At 42.1% G+C, this 14,037-nt stretch carries 6 protein-coding genes and 3 rRNA genes; 5 read left to right on the top strand and 4 right to left on the bottom strand.

Translation table 11 applies throughout. The annotated features are described in order from the left end of the window. Positions 1 to 166 precede the first annotated feature (166 nt). The 4 genes from ACMZOO_RS10135 to ACMZOO_RS10120 all read left to right on the top strand — a co-directional run bounded on the left by ACMZOO_RS10135 (position 167) and on the right by ACMZOO_RS10120 (position 6,991). Positions 167 to 700, top strand: a complete 534-nt coding sequence (locus ACMZOO_RS10135; protein WP_440903240.1) for a YfiR family protein — start codon at positions 167 to 169, stop codon at positions 698 to 700. A gap of 11 nt (positions 701 to 711) precedes the next feature. Continuing rightward, on the top strand, positions 712 to 2,391 hold the full coding sequence (locus tag ACMZOO_RS10130) for an ATP-binding protein (RefSeq protein ID WP_440903239.1): 1,680 nt from the start codon (positions 712 to 714) through the stop codon (positions 2,389 to 2,391). 492 nt (positions 2,392 to 2,883) lie between these two features. Next, the gene (gene polA / locus ACMZOO_RS10125; protein WP_440903238.1) at positions 2,884 to 5,649 is read left to right on the top strand and encodes a DNA polymerase I; all 2,766 of its coding nucleotides are present in this window, start codon (positions 2,884 to 2,886) and stop codon (positions 5,647 to 5,649) included. 142 nt (positions 5,650 to 5,791) lie between these two features. After that, a complete protein-coding gene (locus ACMZOO_RS10120; protein WP_440903237.1) occupies positions 5,792 to 6,991 on the top strand; it encodes an ABC transporter substrate-binding protein in 1,200 nt (399 codons plus the stop codon). 24 nt (positions 6,992 to 7,015) lie between these two features. On the opposite strand, the gene rrf is transcribed toward ACMZOO_RS10120, so the two are convergent. From rrf to ACMZOO_RS10105, 3 genes are all read right to left on the bottom strand, one after another. Continuing rightward, positions 7,016 to 7,129: ribosomal RNA gene (gene rrf / locus ACMZOO_RS10115) — 5S ribosomal RNA — on the bottom strand. A 158-nt stretch (positions 7,130 to 7,287) separates the two neighbouring features. Beyond that, a 23S ribosomal RNA gene (locus ACMZOO_RS10110) occupies positions 7,288 to 10,168 on the bottom strand. 301 nt (positions 10,169 to 10,469) lie between these two features. Beyond that, positions 10,470 to 11,997 (bottom strand): 16S ribosomal RNA (locus tag ACMZOO_RS10105). Together the 16S, 23S and 5S rRNA genes form the textbook arrangement of a ribosomal RNA operon. A 568-nt stretch (positions 11,998 to 12,565) precedes the next feature. Between ACMZOO_RS10105 and ACMZOO_RS10100 the strand changes: the two genes are divergently transcribed. Continuing rightward, complete coding sequence (locus ACMZOO_RS10100) at positions 12,566 to 13,117, top strand: gamma carbonic anhydrase family protein (protein ID WP_440903236.1); 552 nt, start codon at positions 12,566 to 12,568, stop codon at positions 13,115 to 13,117. An 82-nt stretch (positions 13,118 to 13,199) separates the two neighbouring features. Here the strand turns inward: ACMZOO_RS10100 and aroE are convergent, their stop codons facing one another. Then, positions 13,200 to 14,006, bottom strand: coding sequence for a shikimate dehydrogenase (gene aroE, locus ACMZOO_RS10095; protein WP_440903235.1), 807 nt, complete (start codon positions 14,004 to 14,006; stop codon positions 13,200 to 13,202). Between the last annotated feature and the right edge of the window lie 31 nt (positions 14,007 to 14,037).

Genomic DNA, 14,037 nt, shown 5'->3' with positions numbered 1-14,037 from the left:
ACACGTAAGCAATTTACAATTGAGTATAAAGCCGAGTACTTTGATTAAGAAAGTAGCAATCAATAATGAGATTGACCGCAATGTAGTTATACTCTGCGCATTTTATGTTAGAGTAATTTTTCAGTGCTTTTGCCAGCATTTCCATAATATACGACTTGAGATACTCGTGAAAAACAACCTAGTAAATAGTTTAGTAGTTAGCCTAGTTATTTTTATCAGTCCACTACTGCATGCCGAAGATCAAGCGCAAAATAAAGCTCGTATGTTAGTTTGGGCATTAGCCAATATTGAATGGCAAGCAACTATAGATAAAAACACACTGAACATGTGTAGTTTCGCTGCCGGAGCCTATTCTGCAAATCTATATTTAGGCGACTACCAATTTGTTATGTCACCACCATATTTTATTGATTTTTATAGTTTTGAAAGCCAACAAGAACTTTTTAATTTTGATATAGAGCATGGCTGCCAAATTTATTATTTTGACCAAACCACTAGCGGATTGCATATAGATAAAGTTTTATCGCGCGCTAATGAGCGAGGTTTATTAACCATAGGTAATGGTGAGAAATTTTTAACACAAGGTGGTAGTTTAGCTTTAATCAGCAATGGGCAGACTTTACAACTCAAAATAAACAGTCGCCAAACCAGCCAACAATTTAAAATCAGCCCCCTGCATTCGATGCCGATAAAGTTTTAGCCGGAGCTATAATGTTAAATAAAATAAAAATTCCGATTTGGCTCATTGTTATAACATTAATAAGCAGTGCGTTAGTTAGTACTTTTATAGCTCAACAAGCAATAAAACATTATAGCTTCTCAGCTTGGTTGCATGGAGAAATTGCACCCGCGAGTGAATCATTCAATCAAACAAGTATTCGCCAACTCACGGCTCCCTATGAACTGTTTAAACAATTTTCCACATTAGTAACCATTTCCGATGATATTTCTGCCGATAAATATGATCAGTGGGTAAAATATCAAATTGCGCATAAAGCAGAGCTATTAACAGCTTCTTTGGCAGTGTATTCAACTGACAATGCTCGTTTACAACACCTATATTCAGTTGGCACAGCCACTAAATATCAGCAAGATCAATATCAAAGTGAGCTATTATCTGCCATTCGCAAAAGCCAAAATACCTCGGAAATTATCAGTAAACGACTCTCCTCAGACACACTGCTGTTAGCCAAAACAGTTAAATTAGCCAATGGCCAATGGTTTTTCTTATCTGAAGTGGATTTAAATTTGATTAAGCTGCCTTTGATTGAAGCACATCCTCAAAGCAAACTAAATTTTTCAATGCAACTAACAGATAAACAGCAAACCCAGTTACTAAATTGGGAGTTTGGTAAGTTGCATACAATAAAAAATCAAATTAACCAGCGTGTAGAAAATGAATTTTTTGTGCTAGAAATCACTGCAGAACCAAGAGCTACTTTTGCACCTAAATGGCATGCCGCTGAAATTTCTCAATTTATCGCCAGTGTAATAATAGGTACATTATTAGTCAGTTTATTGCTTACTTTACTTTGGTATCAAAATCGCAAGTCACAACAAATCACGCAAAACCTGACACAACAAACTCAGGTATTAACTGAACAGCTTACTGCAGCAAAAGAAAGCATCAAGCGTAACTCAAGATTTGCAATTATCAATGATATGGCACCAATAGCTGCTGCCGAGATAACGCCAGCTGTGAGTCAAGCAATCAAAGCAGTTTCGTCATTAGAAGAGCGCACCATTAACCTTAAAAATAAGCTCACAGATGGCAAAGTAACTAAGTCTTTAGTTGGTAGTTACCTAGACAATGCGACCCAGCTCACTCGCGCATCTTCGTCACAATTATTAATCGCAGCAGAAGCTACCTATACACTCGAACAGTTCGCGTCAGATTTAAAACAAGATACATTAAGAGAGATTAATTTACAGTTGCATACAGCGGCCATTAGTGGAATTTATAAAAAATCACATCAACACAAAAAAATCAAATTTATCGAAAGTATCCCAGGCGATTTAGACTTAACCGCTTATTCAGGTTCGTTAACCCATGTAGTCTGTATCATTCTTAACAATAGCATTGAACATGGTTTCAATGGAAAACCGGATGGCATAGTTATGATTGAAGCCTTTAAAAACAAAGACAAACAATCAGTGCAAATGCGTATTGAAGATAATGGTGCGGGCATGGATGAAAGTGTGTTAGCCAGTATTTTCGCCACAGAGTCAACAGACAGCCATTCAGGATTGAATTTGGCCAAACAGTTAGTTGACGACAAACTTATGGGTAAAATGGAAGTCAGCAGCAAGCTTGGCCGATTTACTCGAGTAAATTTAACCTTACCCATGGATGTAAATAAAGGCTTAGCCAAAGAGCAAACAAAAGCCTAAACCAGCTTATACATTTTTCTTCTTAACTAATAAAAATTAGTATTTAAAAAATTGTGGCAATTTAGCAATTGAAGGAGTAAATTGTCCGCCACTCTTTTTCTTTTTTGCACAAAATAACATCAACTTTGTGTTAGCAGAAAAAGTTATACATAACTAACAAAGCCAAACTTAAAATAATAATTAACAAACTTATCCACAGGATAATAAAAAAGATAACAAGGTCATCGACAATATAAAACTATAAAAATCATAATTTTAATAAAAAACTTTTGGAAATTTTTCGGTTAGTATCTCCATTTATTAGTTCTTAACTAAAACTTACTCACAAGCATGCAATTGTATTTGTAGGCTGCTCTACAAACAAAACCCACAGATTTATCCACAGATTTATCCTTTGTTAACTAGCACTTGAGAGTAAAACAATCAAATCCCAACTTGGCTGTTTTTCCCGTATAATATCGGCATTGTTACGCTAACTAACGTAGAAAATTTATGGCTCAAATTCCACAAAATCCACTTGTCTTGGTCGACGGTTCTTCTTATTTATTTCGTGCTTTTCATGCGCCACCGCATTTAACCAACTCAAAAGGCGAACCAACGGGTGCCGTTTATGGCGTGGTCAACATGCTTAAAAGTTTGATCAACAAATTTCAACCAAGCCAAATGATTGTGGTATTTGATGCCAAAGGTAAAACATTTCGTAACGACATGTATGCGGATTACAAAGCGAATCGCCCACCTATGCCTGACGAGTTACGTTGCCAAATAGCTCCTTTACATAAAATAATAAAAGCCATGGGTTTGCCACTGGTTTCTATTGAAGGGGTTGAAGCGGACGACGTCATTGGCACACTGGCAAAACAAGCAAGTGAGCAAGGTCGCCATACTTTGATCAGCACAGGTGATAAAGACATGGCACAGTTGGTTAATGAACACGTGACCCTAATTAACACTATGACAGATACTGTTATGGACGTTGCTGGCGTTGAAGAAAAGTTTGGTATAGGCCCTGAGCTTATCATTGATTATTTAGCTTTGATGGGTGACAAGGTGGATAATATTCCGGGTTTACCTGGTGTCGGGCCAAAAACTGCTGTTGCCATGTTACAAGGTATGGGCAATATCAAAGCCTTATATCAAGATACAGCAAAAGTCGCTGAACTTGGATTTAGAGGTTCTAAAACCATGCCGAAGAAGTTGGATGAAAACAAAGAGCAACTTGAGCTCTCATACCAACTTGCAACCATCAAAACCGATGTTGAGTTAGATTTAGCCCCAGCAGACTTTGATATACAAGCGCCAGATCAAGCGGCATTAATTGAGTTATTCCAAGAAATGGAATTTAAACGCTGGTTAAGTGACTTGTTAGGTCAGCAAAGCAATAAAAACTCAGCTACGGTAAAAGGCACTGAGGTGGCTGAAGTGATCGAGCAAGCAGCGAAAAAAGATGCCGAATATGCCTGCATATTAGATGAAACCGAGTTTAACCTTTGGTTAGCCAAGTTAGAAAATTCAGAGCGTTTTGCCTTTGATACTGAAACCACCTCACTGAATTATATGCAAGCTAGAGTTGTTGGGGTTTCTTTTGCTGTAGAGCCAGGCCAAGCTGCGTATGTACCATTTGGCCATGATTATCCAGACGCGCCACAACAGTTATCCGAAGAATTTGTTTTAGGCAAACTCAAGCCACTGCTCGAATCAAACAAAATCGGCAAAATCGGTCAAAACCTTAAGTACGACAAACATGTATTAAACAATCATGGTATTGAGCTAAACGGTATTGAGTTTGATTCTATGATTGAATCCTACGTATTTAATAGTGTAGGTACACGCCATGATATGGATAGCCTTGCACTTAAATACCTAGGACACAAAACCATTTCTTTCGAAGAAATCGCAGGCAAAGGTGCTAAACAACTCACTTTCAACCAAATACCATTGGAACAAGCAGCACCTTACGCAGCGGAAGACGCAGACATCTGTTTGCAATTGCACCAAAAACTTTGGCAAGAGATACAGCAAGACGACAAACTCAAATCAGTATTAACAGAGATTGAACTGCCACTTGTACCTATCTTAAGCAAAATTGAACAAAATGGTGTGTATATAGATATTCACCAGCTTGCGCAGCAAAGCCAAGAAATTGAAGTTCGCCTTGCCGAGTTAGAAACCCAAGCTTTTGACATAGCGGGTGAGAAATTTAATTTAAGTTCAACTAAACAGTTACAAGCTATCTTATTTGAAAAACTCAATCATCCGGTATTAAAGAAAACACCTAAAGGTGCACCATCAACCGCAGAAGAAGTTTTACAAGAGTTAGCCTTAGATTACCCTCTGCCAAAAGTGATCATGGAATATCGTGGTTTAGCTAAACTTAAATCGACTTATACAGATAAACTGCCAACTATGGTTGATAACAAAACTGGCCGTCTGCATACCTCATATCATCAGGCGGTTACAGCTACAGGTCGATTATCTTCAACCGATCCAAACCTACAAAACATCCCAATTCGCAACGAAGCTGGCCGCAAAGTGCGTAAAGCCTTTGTTGCTCAAGAGGGCTATAAGATAGTCGCAGCTGACTACAGCCAAATTGAATTGCGTATCATGGCACATTTATCAGCGGATAAAGGTTTGTTAACTGCATTCGCCGAAGGCAAAGATATTCATAAAGCAACTGCAGCCGAGGTATTTAATTTACCACTAGAGCAAGTTAGCTCAGAACAAAGACGCAGTGCTAAAGCGATTAACTTTGGTTTAATTTATGGCATGTCAGCGTTTGGTTTATCACGCCAATTAAATATCCCTCGTAACGAAGCTCAACAATACATGGATCTATACTTCGAGCGTTATCCTGGGGTATTAACTTATATGGAAGATACGCGTAAATTCGCTGAAGAAAATGGTTACGTCGAAACAATTTTCGGCCGTAGATTACATCTACCAGATATCAAAGCACGTAATGGCGCTGTGCGTAAAGCAGCAGAGCGTGCTGCGATCAACGCCCCTATGCAAGGCACAGCCGCCGATATCATCAAAAAGGCCATGCTTAAAGTTGCGAGTTGGATAGAAGGTGTTGACTCAACTCAGATCAAAATGATCATGCAAGTACACGATGAATTGGTATTTGAAGTACAGGAGAGCTTTGTAGTCCAAGCTTGCAACAAAATTGTTGAGTTAATGCAAACTGCTGCAGAATTAAAAGTTCCATTATTAGTTGAAGCTGGCGTTGGTGACGATTGGGATCAAGCTCACTGATAGTTTTGACAAGGTTATTAGCTGGGTCTAAATTTATAAGTTAGAACTCGTTAATAACCTTAATTTCATGATTTTGATGCGCAGACTGCTCCAAATTACTTCTATTCTTTGCGTCGCGCATCTAACCATACCCACGTGTTCATTGGCAAATGAACAGCAAATCAGCCTAAAAATAGCCATGGTAACTGGCAATGCACAAACGCCAAGAGTATTAGATAAATTAGCTAAACAATTTGAACGGCAAAACCCCAATATTAAAGTTAACTTTCTCCAAGTTAAAAATAGTGACTTCAAACCGCAAATAACCAACTGGTTAAAAAAACCTGTTACTGCTGACATTATAAGTTGGCACGCTAACGAAAGATTATTTAAATTGGTTCGCCAAGATTTAGTGCTAGATATTTCCGACATTTGGCAATCTGTTGATACTAATTTCTCGGATAATTTTTTACGTCACATTAAATACCAACAACGCATATATGCACTGCCCTATTCGCATTATCAATGGGGCTTTTACTACAAAAAGTCTCTATTTAAACGCTTAAAAATATCTCCACCGAACGATTGGCAGCAACTTCTTGATATGCTGGAAATTATGAATAAGCTTGACGTTACGCCGATAGCAATTGGTTCATTTGAACCATGGGCGGTAAGTTGCTGGTTTGAATATTTAAATCTACGTATCAACGGCCATGAATATCATAACAAGTTCGTCAATGCAGAGATCAGTGCGCATGATACTGGTATCAAGCAGGTATTTATTCATTTACAACAACTGATAGAAAAGGGAGCTTTCGCCGCTAAGGCTAATCAACGCAGTATTAGAGAAAGCCTACCTACCTTATACCGAGAAAAAGCAGGTATCACACTAGAAGGTAGTTTTATCGAAGGTTATATCCCGGACCAATTTAAACACAATATAGGTTTTTTTGAATTCCCTAGGATTAACCCTCAAGTAGCAAGCATACAAGTTTCACCAATTGATGTGCTGCTAATCGCAAAAAATACCCAGCACCCTGCAGCGGCAAAACAGTTTTTACAATTTATGGCCTCAGCAGATAGCCAAACGATAGTGAACCAAATGCTTTACCAAGTACCTGCGAATATTCATGCAAAAACTTCGAGCTCTAACTTACTTGCTTCAGTGGTGCAATCTTTAGCCAGAGCAGATGGATTAACTCAATTTTATGATCGTGAAACAAATGAAGTATTGGCAGCAAAGAATATGCAAATTTGGACTGAGTTTCTTGAAAAACCGGATATACAACATGCACAGCAGCGGATGGAAAAAGCCCGTCTCGAATATTTACAGGCTATAAACGAAAAAACCCCAACTCATTGAGTTGGGGTTCTTCTTAAATTAAAAGCCTGGCAGTGTGCTACTCTCACATGGGAACTCCCACACTACCATCGCCGCTATTGTGTTTCACTTCTGAGTTCGAAATGGATCAGGTGGTTCCACAATGCTATCGCCGCCAGGCATAATCGGTACATGATTGTTTTATCTTAAACAATCATCAATCTGAATTCGTAAAAGCTTAATCTTTAAGTTCTATTCAATCTGTTGTTTATCTAATCTATTCAATCAAACAACTTAATTTTTGTATTCTTGGCAACCCAATAAACATTTGGCGTTGTATGGTTAAGCCGCACGGGCAATTAGTATTGGTTAGCTCAATGCCTCACAGCACTTACACATCCAACCTATCAACCTCGTAGTCTACAAGGGCCCTACAGGACCTCAAGGGTCTGTGACAACTCATCTCGGGGCTCGCTTCCCGCTTAGATGCTTTCAGCGGTTATCGATTCCGAACTTAGCTACCCGGCAATGCTCTTGGCAGAACAACCGGAACACCAGAGGTTCGTCCACTCCGGTCCTCTCGTACTAGGAGAAGCCCCCCTCAATTCTCAAACGCCCACGGCAGATAGGGACCGAACTGTCTCACGACGTTCTAAACCCAGCTCGCGTACCACTTTAAATGGCGAACAGCCATACCCTTGGGACCGACTTCAGCCCCAGGATGTGATGAGCCGACATCGAGGTGCCAAACACCGCCGTCGATATGAACTCTTGGGCGGTATCAGCCTGTTATCCCCGGAGTACCTTTTATCCGTTGAGCGATGGCCCTTCCATTCAGAACCACCGGATCACTATGACCTGCTTTCGCACCTGCTCGACGTGTCTGTCTCGCAGTTAAGCTGGCTTATGCCATTGCACTAACCGTACGATGTCCGACCGTACTTAGCCAACCTTCGTGCTCCTCCGTTACGCTTTGGGAGGAGACCGCCCCAGTCAAACTACCCACCAGGCAATGTCCGCATCCCAGATTATGGGACTACGTTAGAACATCAAACATACAAGGGTGGTATTTCAAGGATGGCTCCACACATACTGGCGTACATGCTTCAAAGCCTCCCACCTATCCTACACATGTAGGTTCAATGTTCACTGCCAAGCTATAGTAAAGGTTCACGGGGTCTTTCCGTCTAGCCGCGGGTACACTGCATCTTCACAGCAAGTTCAATTTCACTGAGTCCCGGGTGGAGACAGCGTGGCCATGATTACACCATTCGTGCAGGTCGGAACTTACCCGACAAGGAATTTCGCTACCTTAGGACCGTTATAGTTACGGCCGCCGTTTACCGGGGCTTCGATCAAGAGCTTCTCCATAAGGATAACCCCATCAATTAACCTTCCGGCACCGGGCAGGTGTCACACCGTATACGTCATCTTTCGATTTTGCACAGTGCTGTGTTTTTAATAAACAGTTCCAGCCACCTGGTTACTTCGACCACCTCTCGCTCCAGGCGTAAAGCCCTTCACAATAACGTGGCGTACCTTCTCCCGAAGTTACGGTACTATTTTGCCTAGTTCCTTCACCCGGGTTCTCTCAAGCGCCTTAGTATTCTCTACCTGACCACCTGTGTCGGTTTCGGGTACGGTTCTTATTAACCTGATGCTTAGAAGATTTTCCTGGAAGCCGGGCATCAACTACTTCGCTACCTTAGTAGCTCGTCTCGTATCTCAGCCTAATAAAGTTCCGGATTTGCCTAGAACTTTAGCCTACATACTTTCACTTGGACAACCAACGCCAAGCTAGTTTAGCCTTCTCCGTCTCTCCATCGCAGTTAATAAAAGTACAGGAATATTAACCTGTTTCCCATCGACTACGCATCTCTGCCTCGCCTTAGGGGCCGACTTACCCTGCCCTGATTAGCATGGGACAGGAAACCTTGGTCTTTCGGCGAGCGGGTTTTTCACCCGCTTTATCGTTACTCATGTCAGCATTCGCACTTCTGATACCTCCAGCATGCTTTACAACACACCTTCAACAGCTTACAGAACGCTCCCCTACCACTCATACAAACGTATGAATCCGCAGCTTCGGTTACTAATTTAGCCCCGTTACATCTTCCGCGCAGGCCGACTCGACTAGTGAGCTATTACGCTTTCTTTAAAGGGTGGCTGCTTCTAAGCCAACCTCCTAGCTGTCTAAGCCTTCCCACATCGTTTCCCACTTAATTAGTATTTGGGACCTTAGCTGGCGGTCTGGGTTGTTGCCCTCTTCACGACGGACGTTAGCACCCGCCGTGTGTCTCCCGGATAGTACTCACTGGTATTCGGAGTTTGCAAAGGGGTGGTAAGTCGGGATGACCCCCTAGCCTTAACAGTGCTCTACCCCCAGTGGTATTCGTCCGAGGCGCTACCTAAATAGCTTTCGGGGAGAACCAGCTATCTCCCGGCTTGATTAGCCTTTCACTCCGACCCACAGGTCATCTCCTAATTTTTCAACATTAGTGAGTTCGGTCCTCCAGTTGATGTTACTCAACCTTCAACCTGCCCATGGGTAGATCGCCGGGTTTCGGGTCTATACCCAGCAACTGAACGCGCAGTTAACACTCGCTTTCGCTACGGCTCCCCTAAAAGGTTAACCTTGCTACTGAATATAAGTCGCTGACCCATTATACAAAAGGTACGCAGTCACAGAACAAGTCTGCTCCCACTGCTTGTACGTACACGGTTTCAGGTTCTATTTCACTCCCCTTACAGGGGTTCTTTTCGCCTTTCCCTCACGGTACTGGTTCACTATCGGTCAATTGGGAGTATTTAGCCTTGGAGGATGGTCCCCCCATATTCAGTCAAGATAACACGTGTCCCGACCTACTTAATATGTATCATAAAGCTTTTCGCATACAGGACTATCACCTACTATGGTCAAACTTTCCAGAATGTTCTGCTGAACTCTATGATATCGGCTGTTCCGCTTTCGCTCGCCGCTACTGACGGAATCTCGGTTGATTTCTGTTCCTCCGGGTACTTAGATGTTTCAGTTCTCCGGGTTTGCTTCTTACAGCTATGTATTCACTGCAAGATACTCTATAAAGAGTGGGTTGCCCCATTCGGAAATCTTGGTCTCATGCGTCTTTTATCGACTCGACCAAGCTTATCGCAGATTAACACGTCCTTCATCGCCTCCAATTGCCAAGGCATCCACCGTGCACGCTTAGTCACTTAACCATACAACCCGAATGTTTATCAGATTATAAAATTAAACAACGCTTCGTTTATTTGAATATATATCTCTATATATTCTGGATTAGAATACTTGGTTTGCTTGATTAAACTCGTTAGATTCAGATTTAAAATTGAACTTAAAAATTTAATTTTAGCTTTTACTTTTCAGATTGTTAAAGAGCATTTGACGTTAAGTCATTGCTAATACACTTAAATAAGCATCTTAGCGATAACTTCTCGTCCTTCTTAATTATTAGTACCGTTATTTATCTGTGTGAACACTCAGCATGTTTAATAGCTTCGTTAAGGAGGTGATCCAGCCCCAGGTTCCCCTAGGGCTACCTTGTTACGACTTCACCCCAGTCATGAACCACAAAGTGGTAAGCGCCCAATGTTAAGCTACCTACTTCTTTTGCAGCCCACTCCCATGGTGTGACGGGCGGTGTGTACAAGGCCCGGGAACGTATTCACCGCAGCATTCTGATCTGCGATTACTAGCGATTCCGACTTCATGGAGTCGAGTTGCAGACTCCAATCCGGACTACGAACAGCTTTAAGGGATTCGCGTACTCTCGCAAGTTAGCTGCCCTCTGTACTGTCCATTGTAGCACGTGTGTAGCCCATCCCGTAAGGGCCATGATGACTTGACGTCGTCCCCACCTTCCTCCGGTTTATCACCGGCAGTCTCCTTAGAGTCCCCAACCTAATGCTGGCAACTAAGGATAAGGGTTGCGCTCGTTGCGGGACTTAACCCAACATTTCACAACACGAGCTGACGACAGCCATGCAGCACCTGTCTCAGAGTTCCCGAAGGCACTAAACTATCTCTAGTAAATTCTCTGGATGTCAAGGGATGGTAAGGTTCTTCGCGTTGCATCGAATTAAACCACATGCTCCACCGCTTGTGCGGGCCCCCGTCAATTCATTTGAGTTTTAACCTTGCGGCCGTACTCCCCAGGCGGTCTACTTAGCGCGTTAGCTTCGCTACTCACGCATTAAATGCACAAACAGCAAGTAGACATCGTTTACGGCGTGGACTACCAGGGTATCTAATCCTGTTCGCTACCCACGCTTTCGCACCTCAGTGTCAGTAATGGGCCAGGGGGCCGCCTTCGCCACCGGTATTCCTCCAGATCTCTACGCATTTCACCGCTACACCTGGAATTCTACCCCCCTCTCCCTTACTCTAGACAGACAGTTCTGAATGCACGGCCGAGGTTGAGCCCCGGTTTTTCACACCCAGCTTATCTATCCACCTACGTGCGCTTTACGCCCAGTAATTCCGATTAACGCTCGCACCCTCCGTATTACCGCGGCTGCTGGCACGGAGTTAGCCGGTGCTTCTTCTGTTGTTAACGTCACAGATAGCAGGTATTAACTACTACCCTTTCCTCACAACTGAAAGTGCTTTACAACCCGAAGGCCTTCTTCACACACGCGGCATGGCTGCATCAGGCTTGCGCCCATTGTGCAATATTCCCCACTGCTGCCTCCCGTAGGAGTCTGGGCCGTGTCTCAGTCCCAGTGTGGCTGATCATCCTCTCAAACCAGCTAGAGATCGTCGCCTTGGTGAGCCATTACCTCACCAACTAGCTAATCTCACTTGGGTTCATCTCGTCGCAAGAGCCGAAGCCCTCTTTAACCCGTAGGTATTATGCGGTATTAGCCATCGTTTCCAATGGTTATCCCCCACAACAAGGCAGATCCCCAAGCATTACTCACCCGTCCGCCGCTCGACGCCGAATAGCAAGCTATTCTCGTTTCCGCTCGACTTGCATGTGTTAGGCCTGCCGCCAGCGTTCAATCTGAGCCATGATCAAACTCTTCATAAAAAAGTTTTAATCTTTGTCTCAATCTTACTGAATTAACAAGTATGTCACTTCTGATAGATTGAATAATTTTTTGTCTATTCAAACTATGCGAGTGCCCACACAGATAAATAAGGTTACTAATTTTTAAAGAACATTTTAGCGAGCAACTGATGTTTAACTCGTTAAGTGAGGCGCGCATTCTACGCTTCTCATTTCGCTTGTCAACCCTTTATTTTTAAGCTTTTCGAGAAAGTTTTAAAAACAAGTTTTTGGTTCAAGCTAGCAGGATTTGGAGGAGTTGAACTTCACCGCGTCGCTGCGTTGTGGTGGCGCATTATAGGGAGAAAAGAATGGGCGTCAACGCTTTTTTTAGAATTATTTAAGTTTTTTGACTGTTCGGCTAAATATCGTACGAAACGGCTATTTTTAGTACTTTTCGTTGTGCATAAACCGTCTATTTGATTACTTAACCTATTTATTTATAAATAGTGCATTAACTAACTCGACAATAAAATCTATTTGAATGCCTCGGTTTGAGCTAGTATTAATCTCAGTTGAGTAGAGTTCGAATATATAATAAGGCCAGATTATGAAACAGGTACGTCCATATAATAAGATAAACCCAACAATAGCCGACAACGCGTATGTAGATGATAGTAGCGTCTTGGTTGGCGACATTACCATTGACCAAGATTCTAGTATTTGGCCGTTAGTCGCTGCGCGCGGTGACGTTAACTATATAAAGATAGGCCAAAGAAGTAATGTGCAAGATGGTTCCGTTTTACATGTAACTCGCTATAGCACAAATAATCCGCAAGGTTTCCCACTTATTATAGGTGACGATGTAACTGTCGGACACAAAGCTATGCTGCATGGATGTTATATAGGTAATAGGGTGTTAATAGGTATGGGCGCAATTGTATTAGACGGCGCTATTATTGACGATGATGTCATGCTGGGTGCTGGTAGTTTAGTACCGCCAGGGAAAAAATTAGTTTCAGGCTATTTATATGTTGGTAGCCCGGCGCAACAAAAAAGAAAACTGACAGATGGTGAAATTGCATTTTTAAAACAGTCAGCTATCAACTATGTAGAACTCAAAGATCAATATCTAGCACAGCAATTACCCAAAGAGCTTTAAGCTAGTTTAAGCCACGCCATTATCTTCAATAAACCCAATCCGCTCTTTGATTGGGTTTATCCGAAATTTAATTGTGAGTCATCTAGCCTTTCAATAATTGAATAACGGCCGAAGTATCAGGCTTAACGTTTCGCCAAATATTAAAGCTCACGGCAGCTTGTCCAACTAACATGCCAATACCATCCATTGTTTGTTTAACACCGTTTTCTGTAGCCCATTGATTAAACGCTGTCATCTGATCAGAATAAACCATGTCGTAAACCACAGTGTCAGGTGAAAATATGCTGGCTGGCACTGGCGGTAACTGCTGCGTTAACCCAGCAGAAGTCGAATTAATCACTAAATCAAAATCACCCTCTAATTTACCAATCTCAACCGCCTGAATGTTTCCAAAATCTTTATATCTGTCAGCCAAAGTTTGTGCTTTGCTATAGGTGCGATTACAGATGATTAACGCTTGTGGATTTTCTTCTAATAGGTTTTTGATGACACCACTTGCAGCGCCACCCGAGCCGATTAACAAAATACGTGAACCAGCGAGTTTAACTTGGTTATTTAACAAATCACCGACAAAACCTGCGCCGTCCGTTGTATCCCCTAGTAGCTTTCCATCTGGCAATAACATCAAGGTATTCACAGCTTCTGCTAATTTTGCCCCTTCAGTTAAGACATCAGCTCGATTAAACGCATCTTGCTTAAATGGCGCGGTAATATTACAACCTTTGCCACCAGCGGCTAAAAACTCATCTAATGCCTGATTGAAACCATCAACTGGCGCTAATATAGCTTGATAAGTTAAAGCTTGCTTGGTTTGTTTGGCAAAAGCCTGATGAATAATTGGTGATTTACTTTGGGCAATTGGATTGCCAAATACTGCATATTTGTCCATAACTAGAATAAAGGATTAGCGATAATTTGGT

The organism is Catenovulum sp. SX2 (genome assembly GCF_052056295.1).
In the GTDB taxonomy this organism is placed as follows: domain Bacteria; phylum Pseudomonadota; class Gammaproteobacteria; order Enterobacterales; family Alteromonadaceae; genus Catenovulum.
The sequence above is the reverse complement of the archived record's forward strand: the minus strand, read 5'-3'. Positions and strand labels throughout refer to the sequence as shown.

Excerpts from the sequence above, each read along its gene's own strand:
- aroE (WP_440903235.1), bottom strand. The coding sequence starts at position 14,006 with ATGGACAAATATGCAGTATTTGGCAATCCAATTGCCCAAAGTAAATCA.
- polA (WP_440903238.1), top strand. The coding sequence starts at position 2,884 with ATGGCTCAAATTCCACAAAATCCACTTGTCTTGGTCGACGGTTCTTCT.
- ACMZOO_RS10130 (WP_440903239.1), top strand. The coding sequence starts at position 712 with ATGTTAAATAAAATAAAAATTCCGATTTGGCTCATTGTTATAACATTA.
- ACMZOO_RS10100 (WP_440903236.1), top strand. The coding sequence starts at position 12,566 with ATGAAACAGGTACGTCCATATAATAAGATAAACCCAACAATAGCCGAC.